The organism is Paenarthrobacter sp. TRD_SC_7 (assembly GCF_056156245.1).
On the sequence record NZ_CM149587.1, the window covers coordinates 2804232 to 2827771 of the forward strand.

The window sequence follows — 23540 nt, forward strand, 5'->3', positions numbered from 1 at the left end:
CCCGCGGTGGCCTCGCAGTATTTCCTCCGCACTTTGTCGATTCTATGGGTGTGCCCTACTCGTCCATCATTTCCGGAGTCACATTTGCCTCAGTCCCCGGAATGCCCAAATCCAATGCACGTTTATCGGCCATGGCAAGGAGACGGCGAATGCGGCCCGCTATGGCGTCCTTGGTCATGGGCGGATCGGCAAGGCGGCCCAGCTCATCCAGGCTTGCCTGCTTGTGGGCCACGCGAAGCTCCCCCGCGTACTTGAGGTGATCCGGGACGTCGTCGCCCAGGATTTCCAATGCACGGTCCACCCTGGCACCCGCAGCTACTGCGGCTTGGGCAGAGCGACGCAGGTTGGCATCATCAAAGTTGGCCAGTCTGTTGGCAGTTGCCCGGACTTCCTTTCGCATCCGCCGTTCCTCCCACACCATCAAGGCGTCATGCGCGCCCATTCGGGTCAGGAGGGTTGCGATGGTGTCACCGTCTCGGATGACCACACGGTCAACGCCGCGAACTTCCCGCGCCTTGGCCTGGATGCCGAGGCGGCGGGCTGCGCCGACCAGTGCCAACGCGGATTCAGGGCCGGGGCACGTCACCTCAAGGGACGACGAACGCCCTGGCTCTGTGAGCGAGCCATGGGCAAGGAAAGCGCCCCGCCACACGGCCTCGGCATCGGCGGCTGAACCATTGACAACCGCGGACGGGAGGCCGCGTACAGGGCGTCCACGGCCATCCAGCAAGCCTGTTTGCCGCGCGAGGGCCTCGCCGTCCCGCACGACGCGGACAACGTACCGGCTCCCCCGGCGCAGACCCCCGCCGGAAACAACAATTATCTCGCTCTGATGCCCATAGACTTCCGCGATCGCGGCCCGGAGACGGCGGGCAGTGGAGGCGAGATCAACTTCAGCCTCAATGACGATCCGCCCCGAAATGATGTGCAAGCCGCCTGCAAAACGCAGCATTGCCGAAACCTCCGCCTTCCGGACCGAAGATTTCTTGATGTCCAGCCGGGACAGTTCGTCCTTGACCGACGCAGTAAGTGCCATCGCGTGTTCCTAACTGTTCCCGAAAATATCGTGGTACGCCGCTGCCAGCAGCATTGGATCATGGACGGGGCGGCGCCTCGACGCCCCTACTCTACCCAACACCACTTCGGCGCCGATCATCGCCGCTGCCTTCTCGAATGCCTTGAGATCCTGCACTGCAGCGGGATCTGCCAGGACGACGTCGACAGTGAACTCAGGCGCATAGCGGCGCAGGACATCCAAGTGGTCCGCTGCCGTCATGCCTGACGTTTCCTTGGTTTCCACGTCCAGGTTCATGGTCAGGCATCGCTTTGCAGCGGTATCGCCGAGGGCCCGCCGAAGCTCTGGCAGCAGCAAATGCGGCAGAACCGAGGTGTACCAGGAACCGGGGCCCAGAATGACCCAGTCAGCCAGCTCAATCGCAGTGAGTGCCTCGGTGCAGGCAGGAGCGGATTCGGGCAGAAGCTTGACTTCGTCCAGTTTTCCCGCAACAGCACACTTCGCCTGCCCCCGAACCGTCCGCAGTTCATGGCCGCCGCCTGGCAATTCCGTACGCGCTTTGCCCTCAATGGTGAGGGGAACGCTTGACATGGGGAGTACTTGTCCGCGGGCGCCCAGCAACGCTCCCGCCCACTTCAGACCCGCGACGGTGTCCCCCAACAGTTCCCACAGCGTGACGATGAGCAGGTTGCCCATGGCATGGTTGTCCAGGGAACCGCCCTTGGCAGAACCGGCTTCAAAGCGGTGCTGCATAACGTCGCGCCAGGTCCGCCCCCAATCGGTGTCGTCGCAGAGGGCGCTCAAGGCCATCCGCAGGTCACCGGGCGGGAGGACGCCGTACTCGTCGCGGAGGCGCCCGGAACTTCCGCCGTCGTCCGCTACTGTGACGATTGCCGTCAGCTCAGACGTGAGCAAACGCAGGGCAGACAGCGAAGCCGCCAGTCCGTGACCGCCACCCAACGCGACCACAGAAGGACTTTTCTTCTGCTGGCTGCCGGGAACGCCTTTGGGCGGGATGAGGGGCAGCGGACCCGTCAGGACCCCCACTACTCGCGTCCCAGGTCGCGATGGGTGGTGGTCACGGTGACTCGGGGGTACTGTGCCAGCCGCTTGGAAAGTTCCATAGCGACTGCCACCGAACGGTGTTTACCCCCGGTGCAACCCACCGCCAGCGTGGCGTAATGCTTGTTTTCCTGGCGATAGCCGTCCAAGACCGGCTCCAAAGCCCGGACATAACGGTCCACGAACTCCTGAACACCCTCGGCGCCCAGGACATACTCGCTGACATCCTCATCCAGGCCGGTGTGGGGCCGAAGCCGGGGAACCCAGTGCGGGTTGGGGATGAAGCGGGCGTCGGCCACGAAATTCGCATCCACCGGCAGACCGTATTTGAATCCAAAGCTCATGACATTCAGGCGAAGCGTCACCGGTCCGGTATCGCTGAACAGTTCCGTGATGGCCGTGGCCAAGCCATGAACGTTGAAGTCGGACGTGTCGAGCACCACGTCGGCGTGCTCGCGCAGTTCACGCAGGACCTCACGTTCGATGCCGATGCCGTCGAGTATCCTTCCGCCGCCCTGCAACGGATGCGGACGACGCCCCTGCTCGAAACGGCGCACCAGGACGTCGTCGTTGGCGTCCAGGAAGAGGACCCGGAACGAAATACCGGTCGCGCTCAGCGCCCCCAAGGCAGTTTGAATGTCGGCGAACAGGTCCTTGCTGCGGACGTCCACCACGACAGCAAGCTTGGGAATCGACTTCGGCGCATGCGAGACAATTTCGGCCAAGGTGCCAAGCATTTGCGGAGGAAGGTTGTCCACAACGTACCAGCCGTGATCCTCCAAAGCATCGGAAGCAGTGCTGCGCCCCGCACCCGACATGCCGGTTACCACCAGCAACTCCGCCTCAGCTGGCTTGACCGGCGTCAGGCCGTCCTGCTCCGTGTCGGACTCTGCCGTAGCCTCATCCATCAGTTGTCCCCGTTTCGTCGAAAGTGGTCAGTCAAAAGCTCTCGGTACCCGCCCTGCACGGCGTGGCGCACGTGGCCATCTTCAGGCGTCCGCCACCGCAGCTGCGGCGACAGGCCAAGTTCTTACCCTAGCTAAGATTCAAGGATTTCGCCGGTGGTCATGTTCACCGCTGGTGCCGTTTCACCGCTGTCCGCAGTAGATCCAAGGTGCTGGACCACCGCTGCGGCCAGCGCCGGCCCGATGCCCTTGGCAGTGGTGAGCTCCTCCACCGACGCAGCCTTGATCTTCTTGAGCGAGCCAAAATGTGCCACCAACGCCTTGCGTTTCGCCTCACCCAGGCCCGGTACGCCGTCCAGGACGGAGACCGTCATCGCTTTGCCGCGCTTCTGTCGGTGGAAGGTGATGGCAAATCGGTGGGCTTCGTCACGAATCCGTTGCAGGAGGTACAACCCCTGCGACGTTCGGGGCAGGATCACAGGAAAGTCGCTGTCAGGCAGCCAGACTTCCTCAAGCCGCTTGGCGAGGCCCACAACGTAGACGTCATCAATGCCCAACTCAGCGAGGGCACGCGCGGCCGCATTGACCTGAGGCTGCCCACCGTCCACCACCACCAGGTTGGGCGGGTAGGCGAACTTGGCCTTCGGGGCGGGAACATTGGGGTCCGACGGCGGCAAGTCAGTGCTGCTTTTGGCGCCAGTACGAGTCGGGTTGACGATCTCGCCGGAAACGATGGGGACCTGGGCAGCCTTGTCTGTCAGGTAGTGCCTGAACCGACGGGTCAGGACGTCGTGCATGGCGGCCGTATCGTCCGCTGCTGCAGCTCCCGTAATCGAGAATTTCCGGTAGTCGGACTTCTTGGGGAGCCCGTCTTCCACTACCACCATGGAAGCCACCACGTTTGTCCCCTGGACGTGGGAAATATCGAAGCACTCGATCCTCAGTAGGGGAACCGGAATCTCCAAGGCTTCCTGCAGTTCCTGGAGGGCAAGGGAACGAACCGTAATGTCTCCTGCGCGTCGGGTCTTGTGCAGCTTCAGGGCTTGCTCGGCATTCTCGCGCACAGTGGACATCAGTGCGGCTTTGTCACCGCGCTGTGGCACGCGGATGTCCACCCTGGCTCCGCGCAAGCCACCCAGCCATTCCGTCAGTTCAGCATGGTTGCTGGGGTTCTCCGGCACCAGGACTTCCCGTGGGATCCGGCCCTGAACTTCACTATCTTCCCCGTAGACCTGCTGCAGCAAATGTTCGATGAGTTCCGGCGTCGTAGCATCCTCCACTTTTTCCACCACCCAGCCGCGCTGCCCGCGGACACGGCCGCCGCGCACGTGGAAAACCTGTACGGAAGCTTCGAGTTCGTCCTCGTGGAGAGCGAAGACATCGGCGTCGGTGTCCTCCGCGAGGACCACTGCATTGCGTTCAAAGACCTTCCGAAGCGCGATGATGTCGTCCCTGAGCCCGGCGGCGCGCTCGTAGTCCAGCTCGGCTACGGCGGCACCCATTTCCTTTTCCAGCCGGCTGATGAAACGTTTGGCTTCGCCTCCCATGAAGGAACAGAAGTCCTCCGCAAGGCCACGGTGCTCATCGGGAGTGACCCGGCCAACACAAGGTGCCGAGCATTTGTCGATGTAACCCAAAAGGCAGGGCCGTCCGCTGGACTCAGCGCGCTTAAAGACGCCAGCGCTGCAACTCCGGACGGGGAAAACCCGTAGGAGCGTGTCCATGGTTTCCCTGATGGCTCCGGCCGTGTATGGACCGAAGTACCTGGTGCCCTTCCTTCTCTCGCCGCGCATGACCTGCACCCGGGGGTACTTCTCCCCCATGGTGACGGCAAGATAGGGATAGGTCTTGTCGTCCCGGAACACGACGTTGAACCGTGGTTTGAATTCCTTGATCCACGTATATTCCAATTGCAGCGACTCCAGCTCGCTGCCCACCACAGTCCATTCAACGCTGCTGGCCGCGTGGACCATGGCATGGGTCTTGGGAAGAAGGGCTGCCGGGTTGGCGAAGTACGAATTCAGCCTGGAGCGGAGGTTCTTTGCCTTGCCCACATAGATGACGCGGCCATGGGGGTCACGGAAACGATAGACGCCCGGCGTGGTGGGAATTTCCCCCGTTTGGGGGCGGTAACTTGCTGGATCTGCCACGTTTCCAGTCTAGTGAACCGGAACGTCACTCATTGCCACGGCGTTGCGGCAGTGCCCGCTAGTCAACCGATTTACTTTGGTTGTAGCTCGTGGACCGTTCCTGTCCGCTCAGCAGGGCTATGGCGTCCATGATCTTGTCGGTGACTTCGCGGCGAGCGGGCAGGGAATGGTCCGGGCCTGTCTTGTCGAAATAGAGGGGTTCGCCCACCTTCATGGTGAAGTGCTGGGGGCGGACCGCGTTCTTGTCCGCAGGCTGCAACTTCTCGGTGCCAATCAGACCTACCGGTATCACCGGAGCCCCCGTGGTCAAGGCAAGCCAACCCACGCCCGTCCTGCCACGGTAGAGAATGCCATCCCGGGAACGCGTACCTTCAGGGTAGATGCCGATGCCCTTACCCGATTCCAGTATGTCCAGGAGCGTCTTGAGCGCCTGCACGCTGGCCGCCTGTTCGCCACGCTCGACGGGAATGGAACCCACTGCCTCGAAGAACGACTTCATCACGGCACCTTTGACGCCCTTGGTGGTGAAATACTCCGCCTTGGCAAAAAAGGCAACGGGGCGGGGCATGAGTGCCTGAACGATGACACTGTCCAGGAAGGAGAGGTGATTGGGGGCTACGATGAACGGCCCATCCTTGGGAACGTTCTCCAGCCCAATGACCGTAGGACGGCACGTGGAAGAAATCAAGCCACGGGTTGTCCAGCGGATCGCATCAAAGACTGCCATCGTTTTGTACCTCGCTCAGGGCTGCCGCGCGGACAGCGTCAAGTTCTTCAATTTTGGTGCGCAGCTCGAGGGCAGTGTCTACTACGGCGACTGCTCCGGCTTCCGCAAGTTCACCGTCCGGCGCGAATCCCCAACTGACCCCGATGCAGTCCAACCCGTTGGCCAATGCGCCCGCGACGTCCTGATGCCTGTCCCCAACCATGACGGCCGGTTGGGAGTGAAGATCATTCAACGCCGCGCCGACGATCTCAACTTTGCCGGACGCCGTATTGGCCTTCAGGGATTCGTCGTCCGCAGCCCCGCGGATGGAGACAAAGAAGTCAGCAATTTTGTGATGTTTGAGCACGAGCCGCGCAATTGACTGCGGCTTCTGGGTGGCTACCGCGATGGGCCGGCCGGTCTCCGCGAAGAATTCGAGGAGATCGAATATTCCCGGGTACAGCTTGCTTTGGCCAATACCGGTGTCTTTGTAGTGGCGCCGGTATCGCTCAATGGTTTCGTCCACCAATTCGCTGGGGACGTTCGCCAAATGCAGGAGGGAATCGCTGAGTTTGGGACCCACCATGGAATTCAGCACAGCTTGTTCCGGAACAGGGAGTTCCATTTCCCGGAGGGCCGCAGAAATGCCTCCCGTGATACCACCGGCAGGATCGACAAGGGTGCCGTCCAGATCGAATATTACGGGCACCGTTGTTTGAGTCACCGGGTTAGTTTCTCACGAGTAGCGGCATGCCTGAAACTCGCATGCCGCTATCGGAATACTTCCAAGGTCGTGGACATATTCCCTCGAAGGCCTCCCGGACATGCGTGTGTAACTAACCGAGAACCTCGGCCAGGAAGGTCGCGGTGTGGCTGTCCGTAGATTTTGCCACCTGTTCAGGCGTTCCAGTGGCCACGATCTTTCCGCCGCCCGAACCACCATTGGGGCCAAGGTCCACGATCCAGTCCGCCGACTTGATGACGTCCAGGTTGTGCTCGATAGTGATCACAGTATTGCCTTTGTCCACCAAGCCCTGAAGAACCATGAGCAGCTTGCGGATGTCCTCAAAGTGCAGGCCCGTGGTGGGCTCGTCAAGGACGTAGATGCTGCGCCCGTTGGATCGCTTCTGGAGCTCTGCAGCCAGCTTCACGCGCTGGGCCTCGCCGCCCGACAGTGTGGTGGCGGGCTGGCCAAGCCTGACGTAGCCAAGGCCCACATCCACCAAAGTGTTCAAATGCCGAGCGATCGGAGTGAACGCAGCGAAAAATTGTGCACCTTCCTCGATGGGCATGTTCAGGACGTCGGCAATGGTCTTGCCCTTGTAGTGAACCTCAAGGGTTTCCCGGTTGTACCGGGCGCCGTGGCACACTTCGCAAGGTACGTAAACGTCCGGCAGGAAGTTCATCTCGATCTTCAACGTGCCGTCGCCTGAACAGGCCTCGCAGCGCCCGCCCTTGACGTTGAACGAGAACCGACCGGGCTGGTATCCACGCACCTTGGCTTCGGTGGTCTCAGCGAACAGTTTCCGGATGTTGTCGAAGACGCCGGTGTATGTGGCCGGGTTGGACCGGGGTGTACGGCCGATCGGGCTCTGATCTACGTGGACCACTTTGTCCAGGTGCTCCAGTCCAGCCACCGTCCGGTGACGTCCTGCAACCTGCTTGGCGCCGTTAAGCTTGGTGGCTAGGACCTTGTACAGGATCTCGTTCACCAATGTGGACTTGCCGGAGCCACTGACGCCGGTCACCGCTGTGAAGAGCCCCAAGGGGAACGTGGCGTCAACGTTGTTGAGGTTGTTCTCCCTGGCGCCAACAACCTTGAGTTCACGCTTTTTGTCATACTTACGGCGTTTGGTGGGGACATCTATCTTGCGGCGTCCGGACAGGTAGTCACCCGTCAGTGAGTCAGTGTTCTCCAGAAGTTCCTTGTAGGTTCCGGAGTGCACCACTTGGCCGCCGTGTTCGCCGGCACCCGGTCCGATGTCAACCACCCAGTCCGCTTCGTGGATGGTGTCTTCGTCATGCTCCACCACAATCAGGGTGTTACCCAGGTCCCGGAGGCGGGTGAGCGTCTCGATCAGCCGCCGGTTGTCACGCTGGTGCAAGCCAATGGATGGCTCATCCAAAACGTAGAGGACGCCCACCAGGCCGGAGCCGATCTGGGTGGCCAGTCGGATGCGCTGGGCCTCGCCACCAGACAAAGTCCCCGAAGGGCGCTCCAGGTTGAGGTACTCCAACCCGACGTCCAGGAGGAAGGTCAGGCGCGCCTGGATCTCCTTCAGCACCTGGTTGGCAATCTGGGCTTCCCTGTTGGTCAGGGTAAGACTGCCCAGGAACTCCGCGCACTCACGCATCGGCAGGGCAGCGACCTCGGCGATCGACTTCCCGTTGATGAGCACGGACAGCGATGCCGGGTTGAGGCGCGCTCCGTTGCACTCAGGGCAGGGAATCTGGCGCATGTACTCTTCGTACCGGTCGCGGGCCCAGTCGGAGTCCGTTTCTCCGTGCTTACGGTGGACGTACTGGATTGCGCCTTCAAAGCCGGTGCTGTATTTACGCTCACGACCAAAGCGGTTCTTGTACTGGACAACAACCTTGTGGTCTTTGCCATGCAGCACGGTATTGCGGACGTCCTTGGGCAGCTTCTCCCATGATGTCTTCATGGAGAAGCCAAGTTCGTGTGCCAGGCCCTCCAGAAGTCGGTTCCAGTATTCCGTTGTCGCTGTGCCGAGGGCCCAGGGAGCAATGGCACCCTCGCCCAGGGAGAGCTCCGGATTGGGAACGATCAGTTCTTCATCCACTTCCAGCCGGGTACCGATGCCGCTGCAGGCAGAGCAGGCACCGAAGGGGTTGTTGAAGGAGAATGAGCGGGGCTCAATTTCGTCGATGGCCAGGGGGTGCTCGTTGGGGCACGCCAGGTTCTCTGAGAAAGCGCGTATGCGCTCAGGATCCTGGGCATCGAGGTCCACGAACTCCACCAGCACCCGGCCCTCGGCAAGGCCCAAGGCCGTCTCCACGGAATCAGTGAGCCGCTGGCTGATCTCTTCCTTGACCACCAGGCGGTCCACCACTACCTCGATGGTGTGCTTGAACTGTTTGCCAAGCTTGGGAGGATCGCTTAGCTGAACCAGTTCGCCGTCCACCCGGGCACGGGAATAGCCCTTCGCGGTGAGCTCCTTGAAGAGATCAACAAATTCGCCCTTGCGCCCTCGAACAACCGGCGCCAGCACCTGGAACCGCGTGCCCGGATCCAGTTCCAGGAGCTGATCCACAATCTGTTGCGGCGTCTGCCGGGCGATAGGCTCGCCACAAACAGGACAGTGCGGACGGCCTACGCGCGCCCACAACAAACGCATATAGTCGTAAATTTCGGTGATGGTGCCCACGGTTGAACGCGGATTCTTGCTGGTGGACTTCTGGTCGATGGATACCGCAGGAGACAGACCCTCGATGAAATCGACATCAGGCTTGTCCACCTGGCCAAGGAACTGGCGTGCGTACGCGGACAGCGACTCCACGTAGCGGCGCTGGCCTTCGGCGAAGATGGTGTCGAAAGCCAGGGATGACTTGCCGGAACCGGAGAGTCCCGTGAACACGATCATGGCGTCACGGGGAAGATCGAGATCCACGTTTCGCAGATTGTGTTCCCTGGCACCCTTGACCACCAAGCGGGAAAGATCCGGCTTGGCGGGTTTGGTATGGGGAAGGACGGAGACGCCGTTTATGGCATCCATGGCGGTATCTTCAGCTAAGGCTTTGGGCACCTACCAATGCTAATCGAAAACTTCTTCGAATTTCCATGTCGTGCCTCACATGCTACCGATCGGTATCAGTCAGCGTCATAGGCCGCGGCAAGAAGCTGCACTGCCTCGGCGAATGAGGCTCCTTGGGCTTTCGCGGCGGCGGCATATTGTGCGGCGACACCGGCCAGCGCTCCCCAGCGATCATCCCGTGCGCAGACCACGGTACCGTTGCGCCCCCGCGTTGCCACTACGCCTGCTGCTTCCAATTCCTTGTAAGCACGGGCCACCGTGTGCGGAGCGACGTCCAGCACCCCGGCCAGATTGCGAACGGGAGGAAGCTTGGCGCCAACGGCAAGGACTCCGGCATCCACGAGTTCAATGATCCGCAATCTCAACTGTTCAAACAGCGCAACGGCACTGCTGGTGTTGGGGCGCCAGCTGCCTGGAAAATCTCCCGTGGGAGTCACGAGGAACTCCGGCCTGGTGCCTGCTCCGGCCGGGTCATCTTTTCTTCGAAACGTCCTTGGTCCATGCCGAGAATTAGACCAGCGACGTCGGCACGGGACAAGCCGTCACAGCGCAGGAAACTGAATGCTACGCGCGGCCAAGCATCCTGCCGGTTCATGCGGTCTTTTGGGCGACGGCGAAAATACGACGGAACGGGAAGACTGTTCCGTGGCTCGTCGAAGGGTAGGCCTCACGAAGCAGAGCCGAATATTCCCCTTCGAAGGCCGCGGCCTCCTCCGGAGACAAGACTGCCAATATCGGACGAAGTCCCGTGCCGCGCACCCACTCCAGTACGGGATCTTCCCCTTGCAGCACCTGCTGGTAGGTGGTTTCCCAAGCGTCTGCCGCACATCCGGCGTCGAGCATGATGCCCAGGTAGTCCGCAGGACTGCCCACCGCGCCATCGTGCCGAAGCACGCCGCCAAGACGGGCCGACCATGAAGGGGATTCCGCCAGTTGCCGCATGAGCGTGTGGGATGGCGAGGTGAAGTTGCCCGGTACCTGCAAGGCAAACCAAGCCCCCGGCGTGAGGTCGCGAAGCCAGGCGCCCAGCATCTCCTGATGCCCGGGAACCCACTGGAGGGCGGCATTCGTGACCACCACGTCAGTGTCCGCATCCGGAGCCCAGCCGGCTATATCGCCCTGTTGGAAGGTCAACTGGCTGTATTGGAACGGGAGGGACTGCTGCGCGAGCGTCTCGGCCTTGAGGAGCATTTCTTCCGACGAGTCGATGCCCACGACGCTGGCATCCGGCCAGCGGTCAGCCAGCGTAGCGGTCAGGTTTCCGGGGCCGCAGCCGAGGTCAATGACTTTCCTTGGTTCGCTGGCCTGGACCCTTGCTACAAGGTCATGGAACGGCCGGTCACGATGGTTGCCAAATTCAACATATTTGGACGGATCCCAGTTCATAAAAGCCTCCTCGCCGCTGGCATTCCTGCTGGGCCGAGCCTAAACCGTCCGGGCACTAAGCTGGAAACCAATGAAACTTCTAGATCAGCTCCCCGGTTCCACCGCTACCGGTCCCTTGGACCCGGACGAAATCTACACACGGTTCGTGGAGTGGACTGAGAGCCGTGGGCTGCAGCTCTACCCGGCGCAGGACGAAGCGATCATGGAGCTGGCTGCCGGCGCCAACGTCATCCTCGCCACCCCCACGGGCTCCGGAAAATCCCTGGTAGCCATCGCAGCGCACTTCGAGGCGATGGCACGTGGCCAGCGGAGCTACTACACGGCGCCGATCAAGGCTCTCGTCTCCGAAAAGTTCTTCGCGCTCTGCGAGATCTTTGGTGCAGAAAACGTTGGCATGATCACCGGTGATTCCGGTGTAAACCAAGATGCCCCCATCATTTGCTGCACCGCGGAAATCCTCGCCAACATCGCCCTCCGCGAAGGCTCCGCGGCAGAGTTGGGCTCCGTGATCATGGACGAGTTCCACTTCTACTCCGACCCCCAGCGCGGTTGGGCCTGGCAGGTGCCGCTCCTGGAACTCCCGCAGGCGCAGTTCCTCCTTATGTCCGCGACCCTGGGCGATGTCTCCCGGTTCGAAACGGGTCTGGCTGAGCTAACGGGCCGGACCACCACCACAGTAAGTTCTGCGGAACGCCCGATTCCGTTGCACCACTACTACCATCTGACTCCTGTTCACGAGACGCTGGAAGAACTGCTCTCGACCAAGCAGGTTCCCGTTTATGTGGTCCATTTCAGCCAAGCAGAAGCCATTGAGCGTGCCCAGAACCTCATGAGCATCAACATGTGCAGCCGGGCCGAAAAGGACCGGATCGCGGAGCTGATTGCGGGATTCAGGTTTGCCGCCGGCTTCGGAAAGACACTCAACAGACTGGTCCGGCACGGCATTGGGGTCCACCACGCCGGCATGTTGCCCAAGTACCGCCGCCTGGTGGAGCAGCTCGCGCAGGCCGGCCTCCTCAAAGTGATCTGCGGAACCGACACATTGGGGGTCGGCATTAACGTGCCCATCCGGACAGTGCTGTTGACGGCACTGAGCAAGTACGACGGCGTCCGCACCAGGTCTCTCAACTCGCGGGAGTTCCACCAGATTGCCGGACGCGCCGGACGGGCCGGCTATGACACCGCCGGCACCGTGGTGGTTCAGGCTCCGGACCACGTGGTGGAAAACACCAAGGCCATGGCCAAGGCCACCGCCAAGTTTGGCGATGACCAGAAGAAACTGCGCCAAGTGGTGAAGAAGAAACCTCCGGAAGGATTCGTGTCCTGGGGCGAACCTACGTTCAAGCGACTCGTCGAGTCGGTACCCGAGCCTTTGACTTCAAGCTTCACCGTCACCCACGCGATGCTGCTGAACCTCATGGAACGCCCGGGCGACCCCTTTCAGGCAACCCGGCGCCTGCTCAGTGAGAACCATGAGAGCCGCCCCGCGCAACTCAAGCTGATGAAGAAGGCCTTGGGGATTTACCGGGAACTCCTGGCCGCGGGTGTGGTGGAACGCATCCCGGAGGAGGAACAGGAGGCAGAAGGGCGCTCAGTCCGGCTGACTGTTCATCTGCAAGCAAACTTTGCCCTCAACCAGCCGCTCTCCCCCTTCGCGCTTGCTGCGTTGGAGCTCCTGGATCCTGAGTCTCCCTCCTACGCACTGGATGTTGTCTCGGTCATTGAGTCAACACTGGAGAAGCCGCGCCAGATTCTCTCCGCCCAGCAGAAGAAGGCCCGGGGCGAAGCCGTTGCCGCCATGAAGGCTGACGGAATTGAGTATGACCAACGCATGGCCATGCTGGACGAAGTTACCTATCCCATGCCCCTGGCGGAGATTCTTGGCGAGGCCTTTGAGGTCTACCGCAAGGCCGCCCCCTGGGTGGGCGACTTCGAGCTTGCTCCGAAATCGATCATCAGGGATATGTACGAGCGCGCCATGAATTTTGGCGAGTTTGTGCAGTTCTATGGTTTGGCCCGCTCGGAGGGCATCGTCCTGCGTTATCTGGCGGACGGGTTCCGCGCGCTGAGGCAGACAGTGCCCCAGGATTCGCTCCGTGAAGACCTTGAAGATCTCATCGCGTGGCTGGGTGAGCTGGTCCGCCAAGTGGATTCCAGCCTTCTGGACGAGTGGGAAGAGCTCACTTCCGGCTTGGCCCCCACGCCCCACGACGCTCCCCCGCCCCCGCCGCCGCTCCTGACCTCCAACATCCGGGCCTTCCGGGTCATGGTTCGGAACGAGATGTTCCGCAGGGTTGAACTTTTCGCAGACGAGGGCTCCACGGCGTTGGGCGAACTGGACGCCGATGCAGGCTGGGACGCAGAGCGATGGGAAGAAGTCTTGGACGATTACTTCGACGAACATGACGACATCGGCACTGGTCCTGACGCGCGGGGTCCCGGGTTACTCATCATCACCGAGGAACCAGGGACGTGGAAGGTCCGGCAGATCTTTGACGACCCGGCGGGCAACCACGACTGGGGAATCTCTGCCGACGTGGACTTGGCTGAGTCCGATGAGTCCGGCACCGCCGTGGTCCGGGTGACAGACGTCAACAGGCTCTAGGTCCTGGCGCCGTGGAATCCGTCCCTGACCTGACCGCCGGATTGCGGGAAGTGGAAGCCATACGCAAGGAACCGCCGGCGGCCTGCACCGGTTCACGTCGCTGGTGGGGCGGCGGACGCCTGGACGTCGAGGGTTTGGCTCTCGCCTCGGTTCAGGGCGCCGCCACAGCGCTGAACGCATTGACCGGATCTCCAGGGAGATACTCCGTTGACTCAGGGCTGACCGCGGCCTCTTTCGATTCGCTGGGTCACCTTCGGATTGCGGGCCGCATACCCCAAGGATTCGCCCCGACGTCGGGCTTCCGGCGTACAGCGGACGGTTGGATCCGCCTGCATGCCAACTATCCCCACCACGCAGCACGGTTGATGGAAGCGCTCTCGGCCAGGGTGCCGCTTGACGTAGACCGTGCCCTGTCATCGATGACGTCCTTGGAGGCCGAGACTGCGATCGTGGCACACAGGGGTGTGGCTGCCGCTGTCCGGGGCCGCGAGGAATGGGTTTCCTCACCCATGCATTCTGCGGCACGCTCCGGTCCATGGATCAGCCTCTCCCGTTCAGCTGCACCGTCCGGACGCCAGGGTGCCACTTCGTGGGTACCGGCCGAGAACCCGCTCCGGCCGTTGGAGGGTTTGAAAGTACTTGACCTGACACGGGTCATCGCCGGGCCCACTGCCACCCGCCTTCTGGGTGCACTGGGCGCGGACGTGTTGCGTATCGACCCGCCCGCCCTTCCGGAACTGATCGATGCCTTCATTGACGCCGGGTTCGACAAGCGCAGTGCTGAAGCCGATTTCGAGAATGCCGACGTCTTGGCAGCTGTTCACGGTCTTGTCGCCTCAGCGGATGTGGTGGTTACCGGCTACCGCGACGGCGGCCTGGACAGATTCGGATTAGGCCCGGACGCTCTGTCGGCCGTACGGCCTGACTTGGTGGTGGCGACGTTGACAGCTTGGGGAATCAGCGGACCGTGGAAAGGCCGGAGGGGCTTCGACAGCCTTGTTCAGGCAGCCTGCGGAATCGCGGAGCGTTACGGACAGCATGACGACGACGGGTGGAAGCCGGGCGCGCTACCAGTCCAGGCCCTTGATCACGCCACGGGCTATGGGCTTGCGGCGGCGGTGCTGGCTTTACTAACCGAGCGAATAAGGACTGGAGCCGGTGGATCAGCGGAGCTCTCCTTGGGTCGGACGGCCGAGGAACTGTTCGCCCTGCCTTCCGGCAACCAAGGCATCCCTGTGAGCCCACTGCATGAGCCGGAGCACCTTGAAGCGGACAGCCCCTACGGCCGGCTCAGTTTTGTGGGGCCGCCCCTCGTGGTTGAGGGCGTCCCGCTAAGGTACCGGCAGCCGCCTGTGCCTTATGGAACGTCCGCGCTGGCCTGGAGGTAGGAAGCCGGCAAGCCCCTAGTAAGCTCGAATGCATGAGTGTAATCCGCCCCGCCACCGTCGAAGACGTCCCTGCCATCCTGCGTATGATCCACGATCTTGCGATCTATGAAAAGGAACCGGACGCGGTTAAGAACACCCCGGCCATGCTCAGCGAAGTACTCTTTGGCGAGAACCCGCGCGTCTATGCCACCATCGCGGAAAACAGCGCTGGCACAGTACAGGGATTCGCGCTCTGGTTCCTGAATTACTCCACATGGGAAGGCGTCTACGGCATCTACCTCGAGGACCTTTACGTGGTTCCCGAAGCCCGTGGCGAGGGCCACGGCAAGGCGCTGTTGCAGCATCTGGCCGCCACCGCCGTCGACCGTGGCTACGCCCGGGTGGAGTGGAGCGTCCTGAACTGGAATGAGCCTTCCATCAAGTTCTACAAGAGCCTGGGTGCCTTCCCGATGGAGGAATGGTCGACGTTCAGGCTGACCGGCGAGGCACTCCAGGCCTTTGGCGCGAACGTCGGTGAGGCGAAAGAGGTTCTTACCCATGGCTGAACTATCTGTGGCTGAGGAGCGGCCCTCCGCCGGCAGGCACCTCATCCGTGCACGCCACGAATTCCGTGGACTGCGGACGGCGGAGCACTACTTCAGGGTCCCTTTGGTTCACCAGGCAGAGGTCCCCGGCGAGAGGATCACCATCTTCGCCCGGGAGTACTCTTCCAGTGACCATTCGGCGGAGGAAACAGCCAAGCTACCGTGGCTCCTGTTTCTGCAGGGTGGACCCGGCGGCCGGGGTAACCGTGTCACCTCGCTTTCCGGGTGGATGAAGGCGGCCGCGAAGGACTTCCGCATCCTGATGCTGGACCAGCGCGGCACCGGGTTGTCTACGCCCGTTGAACAAAAATCACTGGAGCTCCGTGGCGACGCCCCGGCCCAGGCCGAGTATTTGACCCACTTCCGCGCCGATTCCATCGTGGCGGACGCCGAACTCATCCGGGGTGTCCTGGGCTCCGGCCCGTGGTCAGTGCTGGGGCAGAGCTTCGGCGGGTTCTGCGCGCTGACATACCTGTCCTTCGCGCCGGAGGGACTACGCGAGGTCCTCATCACCGGCGGCCTGGCCCCGCTCCACGGCCCGGCGGACCGCGTCTACCAAGCAACCTTTAATCGCGTCGCCGCGAGGAACGCGGAGTATTTCTCGTGGTACCCGGAGGACCGGGAGAAAGTCACGCGGATCGCCCGCCACCTGGAGCAGCAGCCTGAATTCCTGGCCAGTGGCGAACAGTTGACGCCCGAGCGCTTCCAAATGGTGGGATCCTTCCTGGGCGGCAACACCCGGGTTGATGCACTGCACTACCTGTTGGAAGACGCGTTCATCGACACACCTTCCGGAGAGCGGTTGTCCGAGGCGTTCCTCGAACAAGTACGGGGACTCGTGAGCCGGGCGGCTAATCCGCTCTACGCCGTCCTGCACGAATCCATCTACGGTCAAGGAGAAGCAACCAACTGGGCCGCCTGGCGCGTTTTGGAGGACTACCCTGAGTTCAAGCCCGAGGCCGAGGAGCCTCTGCTCACGGGCGAAATGGTGTATCCGTGGTACTTCGAACAGGATCCGGCGCTCGTTCCCTTAGGCGACGTGGCTGAACAGCTGGCCGCCAAGAAGGACTGGAAACCGCTATACGACCCCACCCGACTAGCGTCCAACACGGTTCCCGTTGCCGCGGCCGTGTACAAGGACGATATCTACGTGGATCACGATCTTTCCCTTGAAACCGCTGCGGCAGTGCGAGGTCTTCAGACCTGGGTCACGTCGGACTTCCACCATGACGGCATCGGCGAAGACGGTGAGGGCATCTTTGGGCGGCTGTTCGGCATGGTGCGCGCAAACCGCTAGGTGGACGCGCCACCCGGTGGCCCGCTTGCGGAGGCTTGCGTCCGCTGGCGGGCTGCCGTGATGGCCGTCAGGGCCAGCACCGCTGCGGCGAGAACGCTCGAAGCGATATTGAGCCCTTGATAGCCGATCCAGGCAAGGAGCAGGCCGGACGTAGCACCGCCGATCGCTCCGGCTGCACCCATCAGGGTGTCCGAGACACCCTGCACGGTCACCCGCTGGTCAGGCGCGACGCTTTCGGCCAACAACGTTGATCCAGCGATGGTTGCCGCGGACCATCCCAAACCCAAGAGAACCAGCCCTGCGGTTACCAATGCCGGTTCATGCTGGCCGAATCCAGCGATGAACACCGCCACCAGCAGGAGGCCGTGGCCCATGGCGATGGTCTGAAACCGCCCGGCCTTGTCCGTCAGCCAACCCCAGAGGGGCGATAGGGCGAACATACCTGCAATGTGGAGGGATATCGTGAGCCCGATAACCACCAGTGCATCTGTGCTGTCGGTGGTTCCACCATGGTGCCCTGCGTGGGATCCGCCCACAAGCTGCTGCAGATGCAGCGGTGTCATCGACATGACCGCCACCATGACGCCGTGGGCAGCGACGACCGCCGCGAGGGCAAGAATGGCGCGCGGTGATGAACGGACGGCACGAAGACCGGAACGGATGGTTCCCTTGGCGGGCTGCACCCCTGGCTCCCCGTCAAGGCTTGCTTCGGACGCCAAGCGCCGGGACAGCAACAATGGATCCGGCCTCAGGCCTGCGAACAATAGGCTGGCCGCCAGGAACAGCCCCACTGCTGAGAACACGAAGGGACCCGCAATGGGCGGCAGGCCAAGTGCTGCACCAACTGCGGCGCCCGGCTGAATCAAGTTTGGCCCTGCGACTGCGCCGATGGTGATCGCCCAGACCACCGTGGACAGTGACCTTCCCCGGTGCTCCGGTTCAGCGAGGTCGACGGCGGCGAAACGCGCCTGCAGGTTCGCCGCCGTGCCCAGGCCAAGGAAGGCCGCGCCCAGCAAAAGCAGCACGAATGACTGGCTCATTACTGCGGCGATGATGAGCAGAGCACCGAGCATTGCACCAACCAAGCCGGTGACAAGTCCTACGCGCCTGCCGCGCGCTTCAGCCAGCCCGGCCAGCGGCAGCGCTGCGATTGCTGCAGCCAGTGTCAGGACGGTGGTGATGGATCCTGCCCAGGCCTCAGAACCCGATAAGTCCACAGCCAGCAAAGACCCAATGGAAAGTGTAGCCCCATTGCCAACGCCGCTAAGCAGCTGTGCTGAACTGAGCAGGAAAACAGAACGGCGCTGAACCCGTTGTGGGTCCAGCGCCGTTGTTGAAGTGGTAGTCACTTCACGAGACTACAACTTTTGGAGGTCAGTTACTCTGCCTCGCTCATGCTTTTGCGTGCGTCCTCTTCCAACCGTGCATCCAACGTGGCCTGGCGTGCTGCCGGGCTCATCAGGCTAGCTACGACAGCAACGATGATGGTTCCCACGATGACCGCCAGGGACACATAGGTGGGGATCTCAGGAGCCCATTCGATGTGGTGGCCACCGTTGATGAACGGAAGCTCGTTGACGTGCATGGCGTGCAGGACAAGCTTGACGCCGATGAAGGCCAGAATCACTGACAGGGCGTGCTTCAGGTACACCAAGCGCGTCATGAGTCCACCGAGGAGGAAGTACAGCTGGCGCAGACCCATCAAGGCGAAGATGTTCGCAGTAAACACAATGAAGGCGCTTTGGGTCAGGCCGAAGATCGCAGGTATGGAGTCCACGGCGAACAGGAGGTCAGTGAGTCCGATCGTGATGAAAACGATCAACATGGGGGTAAAGACCTTCTTGCCGTCCACCACGGTGCGGATCTTGTTGCCATCAAACTTCTCGGACATCGGGAGGACCCTGCGGATCCGGGCAATCAGCGGGTTCTCGGTATCTTCCTCGTCTTCGCCGGAGTCCCGGGCCTGCTTCCAGGCAGTCCAGAGGAGGAAGGCGCCGAAGATATAGAAGACCCAGCTGAACTGCTCGATGACTACCGCGCCCAGGGCAATGAAGATACCGCGGAGGATCAGCGCGATGATGATGCCCACCATCAGCACTTCCTGCTGGTACTTACGCGGCACCGAGAAGCGCGCCATGATGATGATGAAGACGAAGAGGTTATCGATACTGAGGCTGTACTCAGTGACCCAGCCGGCGACGAATTGCCCGCCGTATTCCGGGCCGGCGAAAATGAACATGGCCACTGCAAACAGCAGGGCAAGTGCAACATAGAAGCCGACCCACAGGCCGGCTTCCTTCATGGAAGGTTCGTGGGGACGCTTGACGACCAACAGGAGGTCGATAGCCAAGATGATTCCGAGGACGACAAAGGAGCCGATCTCGAACCAGACGGGAAGCTGCATTAAAGGTGCCTTTCGCAGGGTACGGGAAAGCGGTGTAAGTCTCTCCGGCCTGCCAGGGTGCGGTGAATGCAAATGTTGGCGGCCCGCTAGGTCCGGCGAGGCATCTGTGCCTTGCGTGCTGACGGACGTAGCGCTTGGGATACTCCCCTACGTGACCTAAACCTTACCTTAGGCGTGCCCGGCTGACTGCATCTGCCGTAATTCGCGCTTCAACTCCTTGACTTCATCACGGATTCGGGCAGCGACTTCGAACTGCAGTTCAGCAGCTGCGCCGTGCATCTGTTCGGTCAGCTGCTCAATGAGACCCACAAGGTCCTCGGCGGGAGCCGCGGCGAGGCCGTCCTGCCGAACCGTAGCGGCACCCTTGGCGGCCGACTTGCCACGCTTGCCGCCCTTGGCCAGCCGGTTGTTATTGAGCAGTTCCTGGGTGTCCGCGTCTTCCTTGGCCAGCTGATCGGTGATGTCGGCAATCTTCTTGCGCAACGGCTGGGGGTCGATGCCGTGGTCGGTGTTGTACTGCACCTGGATGGCTCGGCGGCGGTTGGTCTCTTCAATGGCATGGGCCATGGAGTCGGTGACCCTGTCAGCGTACATATGCACCTGGCCCGAAACGTTACGGGCGGCACGGCCGATGGTCTGGATCAGGGAGGTGGAGGAACGCAGGAAGCCTTCTTTGTCCGCATCCAGGATGCTGACAAGGGAAACTTCAGGCAGGTCCAGGCCTTCGCGGAGCAGGTTGATGCCCACCAGGACATCGAAGACGCCCATCCGAAGTTCGCGGAGCAGTTCCACGCGCCGCAGGGTGTCCACGTCCGAGTGCAGGTACTCCACCTTGACGCCGTGTCCCACGAGGTAATCCGTGAGGTCCTCGGCCATCCGCTTGGTCAATGTTGTGACAAGGACGCGCTCGTTCTTCTCCGTGCGGGTCCTGATCTCACCGAGAAGGTCGTCAATCTGGCCCTTGGTGGGCTTGACCACAACCTCGGGATCAATGAGGCCGGTGGGGCGAATGATCTGCTGGACATAGCCATCGGCCTTTCCCAGCTCGTACTTGCCGGGGGTTGCCGAAAGATACACGGTCTGGCCAATGCGTTCCAGGAACTCATCCCATTTGAGGGGCCGGTTGTCCATGGCCGAGGGCAGGCGGAAGCCGAAGTCCACGAGGTTCCGCTTACGGGACATGTCGCCCTCGTACATGGCTCCGATCTGCGGAATGGTCACGTGCGACTCATCAACAACCAGCAGGAAATCATCCGGGAAGTAGTCGATGAGGCAGTGCGGAGCGGTCCCGGGGTTACGTCCGTCAATGTGCACGGAGTAGTTCTCGATGCCGTTGCAGAAACCCATCTGCTGCATCATTTCGAGGTCGTACGTGGTGCGCATCCGGAGCCGCTGGGCTTCCACGAGCTTGTTCTGGCCCTCGAGGACCTTCAAGCGGTCAGCGAGTTCATCCTCGATCCGCTTGATGGCACGGGCCATCCGTTCAGGCCCGGCAACGTAGTGCGACGCCGGGAAAACGTACATCTCTTCCTCGTCCCGCAGCACTTCCCCGGTCAGGGGGTGGAGTGTCTGGATGTTTTCGATCTCGTCACCGAAGAACTCGATCCGAATGGCGAGTTCCTCGTACATGGGAATGATCTCCACGGTGTCGCCACGCACGCGGAACGTGCCTCGGTGGAAGTCCATGTCATTCCGGGCGTACTGCATGGAGACGAACTTCCGGAGGAGATGGTCGCGGTTCATCTCCGCGCCCTTGCGGAGCGTGACCATGCCGGCGATGTACTCTTCCGGCGTACCCAAGCCATAGATGCACGACACCGTGGCCACCACGATGACGTCGCGGCGGGTCAGCAAGGCGTTGGTGGCCGAGTGCCGGAGCCTTTCGACTTCCTCATTGATGGAAGAGTCTTTCTCGATGAATGTGTCCGTCTGCGCTACGTATGCCTCGGGCTGGTAGTAGTCGTAGTAGGAGACGAAGTACTCAACAGCATTGTTGGGCAGCAGCTCCCGAAATTCATTGGCCAGCTGCGCGGCGAGGGTCTTGTTCTGGACCATAACCAGGGTGGGTCGCTGGACCTGTTCGATGAGCCATGCCGTGGTGGCGCTCTTACCCGTACCAGTGGCGCCGAGGAGGACAACGTCTTTTTCACCGTTGTTGATTCGTTCGGTCAGTTCTGCGATGGCGGTCGGCTGATCACCGGCGGGTTTGAACTCACTGATCACTTCGAAAGGCGCGACGACACGGTTGATTTCCTGGGCAAGGCTCATGAAACCAATCTACCCCCGCCCTAGGACAGCTACTGTCCGCGTTTGCCTTCAGCAGAAGACATATACGACGGCGGCATCCAGCGTGTGCGCCGGGCCCACTCATCCATGAGCGGCCAGGCAATCTCGGTGAACCACTGCTCCTTGGCGTCAGCGTAGGCAGCAGTGCCCTGATCCCCCGCCAGCGCGGTCGCCAGTTCGAGTTTGTGTGCCTGATAAAGTGCCGCTGATGACGGTTCTGCGCGCAACCAGTCGCGGAACAGCAGCGCATAACGCCATCCGGGCGAGCCGGCTACCCGAACGTGAAGGTTCACCGCCCTGCCCGGATCTGCGTTGGCATGGAAACGCTTCTGCCACTGAGAGGGCTCGGCCTGGGAAGGCTTCGGGGTATCTCGTTCCATATGCGGCACGGCGGGGAATCCGGCGTTTGCCAGAAGAGGCGCGATCGGGTCTGCCGTCTCCAAATCGGCCACAGTGAGTTGAAGGTCGATCACGTCCTTCGCTGCCAGGCCTGGCACCGCCGTGGAACCTATGTGGTCCACTGCGAGGACCTCGTCAGGTGCTGCCGCCGTGATGCGGGCTGCCAGTCGTGCGGCCTGGGACACCCAGGCATCGTGCGAACTGGACATGACCGGGCCGATATTCCTCGGTGCCCTTACTCCCCGCGCCAGGTTGTCCGCGAAGGGGACCAGGCGGTTCCGCCATAGTGAGTCGACGCCGGCGAGCAGTTCCTGGCGTCCTGCGGCATTGTCCAGGACGACGTCAGCTGCCGCGTTGCGGGCCTGGCGTGTGGCCTGGGCCGCCATGCGTGATCGGGCGTCCTGCTCTGTCATTCCGCGGAACTCCACCATGCGCTGGATGCGAACATCATCCGGCGCGTCCACGACCACCACCAAGTGGAAGTTGGTGCCCTGTCCGGTTTCGACAAGGAGCGGAATGTCCTGGATGACAATCTCACCAGGGCCGGCACCTGACACGATCGCCGCAGCAGCCTCGCGGACCAGCGGATGGATGATGCCGTTGAGCACTTCGCGCTGAGAGTGATCCTGGAACACGATGGAGCCAAGTTTGGGCCGATCCAGCCTTCCATGTGCATCGAGGATTCCGGGGCCGAATGCGGCCACAACGCGGGCCAGCCCCGGAGTTCCCGGCTCCACCACTTCCCGCGCAATGAGGTCTGCGTCCACAAGGATCGCGCCCAATTCCTGCAACCTGGATGCCACCAGTGATTTCCCCGAGGCGATGCCGCCCGTCAGCCCGATCTTCAGCACCCTCCAACACTAGACTGAAGCGGTGGAAAATGAGGATGACAGCCGTGCGACAACGTACACAACACTCGCCGCGGATGCGGATTGCCGCCACGAGCTGGAGATCCGGCGGTCCCGTTTCATCACAGTCCTCCGGCGTTCACCCGATGAGGAAACCGCGCGCTCCCTGGTCACTGACCTTCGGCGTGAATTCCACGACGCCCGGCACCACTGCTCAGCCTTCGTCTTAGGTCCTGACCGGATGATTCAACGATCCAGCGACGACGGCGAACCCTCGGGCACGGCGGGCGTTCCCATGCTGGAGGCCATCATCAAACGCGAAACCGCGGCAGGGGTGACGGACCTCAGTGACGTGAGTGCCGTCGTCGTGCGCTATTTCGGTGGGGTCCTCCTGGGTGCGGGAGGTCTGGTACGCGCTTACTCAGAATCGGTCTCCACTGCTTTGGATCTCGCTCCCCTGGTCCAGCGACGCCGGCTGCGATTGTGCACCATTGAGAGTCCCCACGCGGACGCAGGTCGCCTGGAGAACGAACTGCGCAGCGCCGGGTACGTGATGGCTGGGACCGCGTATGAAGCCCGGAACGCCATTCTTCGCGTTGCCGTGCAGGACCATCCGGCGGAGATTGCCGAAGCCGGGGCAAGGGTGGCCGCCTTGACGGCCGGGCAAGCAACCCTCCGACGCGAGGGCACTGAATGGGTAGACGTTCCCCGCTGATCGACCACCCGCTTTTG

The 23540-nt window shown here is 61.9% G+C and carries 18 protein-coding genes; 5 read left to right on the forward strand and 13 right to left on the reverse strand.

Features of this window, described 5'->3' with window-relative positions; all coding sequences use genetic code 11:
- Positions 1–55: 55 nt before the first annotated feature.
- From whiA to AC0J5Z_RS13710, 9 genes are all read right to left on the reverse strand, one after another.
- Entirely contained in the window at positions 56–1036 is a 981-nt protein-coding gene (gene whiA / locus AC0J5Z_RS13670) for a DNA-binding protein WhiA (RefSeq protein ID WP_011774774.1), read from the reverse strand.
- 9 nt (positions 1037–1045) lie between these two features.
- A complete protein-coding gene (locus AC0J5Z_RS13675) occupies positions 1046–2062 on the reverse strand; it encodes a gluconeogenesis factor YvcK family protein (protein WP_475033030.1) in 1017 nt (338 codons plus the stop codon).
- Positions 2062–2985 (reverse strand): RNase adapter RapZ, encoded by a 924-nt coding sequence (gene rapZ / locus AC0J5Z_RS13680; protein ID WP_475033032.1) that lies wholly within the window; start codon positions 2983–2985, stop codon positions 2062–2064. The genes AC0J5Z_RS13675 and rapZ overlap by 1 nt, the downstream gene beginning before the upstream one ends.
- Positions 2986–3116: 131 nt before the next feature.
- A complete protein-coding gene (gene uvrC, locus AC0J5Z_RS13685) occupies positions 3117–5132 on the reverse strand; it encodes an excinuclease ABC subunit UvrC (protein ID WP_475033034.1) in 2016 nt (671 codons plus the stop codon).
- A gap of 58 nt (positions 5133–5190) precedes the next feature.
- Positions 5191–5859: a lysophospholipid acyltransferase family protein gene (locus AC0J5Z_RS13690; RefSeq protein WP_011774770.1), complete on the reverse strand. Its 669-nt coding sequence runs from the start codon at positions 5857–5859 to the stop codon at positions 5191–5193.
- A complete protein-coding gene (locus tag AC0J5Z_RS13695; RefSeq protein ID WP_475033036.1) occupies positions 5846–6562 on the reverse strand; it encodes an HAD hydrolase-like protein in 717 nt (238 codons plus the stop codon). Before AC0J5Z_RS13695 ends, AC0J5Z_RS13690 begins: the two co-directional genes overlap by 14 nt.
- A 112-nt stretch (positions 6563–6674) precedes the next feature.
- Positions 6675–9602, reverse strand: a complete 2928-nt coding sequence (uvrA, locus tag AC0J5Z_RS13700) for an excinuclease ABC subunit UvrA (RefSeq protein ID WP_475033040.1) — start codon at positions 9600–9602, stop codon at positions 6675–6677.
- Between the two features lie 65 nt (positions 9603–9667).
- Positions 9668–10048 (reverse strand): GntR family transcriptional regulator, encoded by a 381-nt coding sequence (locus tag AC0J5Z_RS13705; protein WP_475033043.1) that lies wholly within the window; start codon positions 10046–10048, stop codon positions 9668–9670.
- Positions 10049–10202: 154 nt separating this feature from the next.
- Positions 10203–10997 carry a trans-aconitate 2-methyltransferase gene (locus AC0J5Z_RS13710; RefSeq protein ID WP_475033045.1) on the reverse strand — a complete coding sequence of 265 codons (795 nt, stop codon included), beginning with the start codon at positions 10995–10997 and terminating at the stop codon, positions 10203–10205.
- Between the two features lie 70 nt (positions 10998–11067).
- Between AC0J5Z_RS13710 and AC0J5Z_RS13715 the strand changes: the two genes are divergently transcribed.
- From AC0J5Z_RS13715 to AC0J5Z_RS13730, 4 genes are read left to right on the forward strand one after another with little or no spacing between them, the layout of a single operon-like run.
- Entirely contained in the window at positions 11068–13602 is a 2535-nt protein-coding gene (locus AC0J5Z_RS13715) for a DEAD/DEAH box helicase (protein WP_475033047.1), read from the forward strand.
- Between the two features lie 11 nt (positions 13603–13613).
- Positions 13614–14990, forward strand: a complete 1377-nt coding sequence (locus AC0J5Z_RS13720) for a CoA transferase (RefSeq protein WP_475033051.1) — start codon at positions 13614–13616, stop codon at positions 14988–14990.
- Between the two features lie 32 nt (positions 14991–15022).
- Positions 15023–15535, forward strand: coding sequence for an N-acetyltransferase family protein (locus AC0J5Z_RS13725; protein ID WP_475033053.1), 513 nt, complete (start codon positions 15023–15025; stop codon positions 15533–15535).
- Complete coding sequence (locus tag AC0J5Z_RS13730; RefSeq protein WP_475033055.1) at positions 15528–16871, forward strand: alpha/beta fold hydrolase; 1344 nt, start codon at positions 15528–15530, stop codon at positions 16869–16871. The genes AC0J5Z_RS13725 and AC0J5Z_RS13730 overlap by 8 nt, the downstream gene beginning before the upstream one ends.
- Here AC0J5Z_RS13730 and AC0J5Z_RS13735 read toward each other — a convergent pair.
- The 4 genes from AC0J5Z_RS13735 to coaE form a co-directional block, all read right to left on the reverse strand.
- A complete protein-coding gene (locus tag AC0J5Z_RS13735; protein ID WP_475033057.1) occupies positions 16868–18220 on the reverse strand; it encodes an MFS transporter in 1353 nt (450 codons plus the stop codon). The genes AC0J5Z_RS13730 and AC0J5Z_RS13735 overlap by 4 nt on opposite strands.
- Before the next feature lie 29 nt (positions 18221–18249).
- Entirely contained in the window at positions 18250–19275 is a 1026-nt protein-coding gene (locus AC0J5Z_RS13740) for a TerC family protein (protein ID WP_475033059.1), read from the reverse strand.
- A 168-nt stretch (positions 19276–19443) separates the two neighbouring features.
- Complete coding sequence (gene uvrB, locus AC0J5Z_RS13745; protein ID WP_475033061.1) at positions 19444–21543, reverse strand: excinuclease ABC subunit UvrB; 2100 nt, start codon at positions 21541–21543, stop codon at positions 19444–19446.
- A gap of 29 nt (positions 21544–21572) precedes the next feature.
- Positions 21573–22811, reverse strand: coding sequence for a dephospho-CoA kinase (coaE, locus tag AC0J5Z_RS13750; RefSeq protein ID WP_475033063.1), 1239 nt, complete (start codon positions 22809–22811; stop codon positions 21573–21575).
- A gap of 22 nt (positions 22812–22833) precedes the next feature.
- Here coaE and AC0J5Z_RS13755 point away from each other — a divergent pair, with 22 nt between their 5' ends.
- Positions 22834–23523 carry an IMPACT family protein gene (locus AC0J5Z_RS13755; RefSeq protein ID WP_475033067.1) on the forward strand — a complete coding sequence of 230 codons (690 nt, stop codon included), beginning with the start codon at positions 22834–22836 and terminating at the stop codon, positions 23521–23523.
- Positions 23524–23540: the final 17 nt, after the last annotated feature.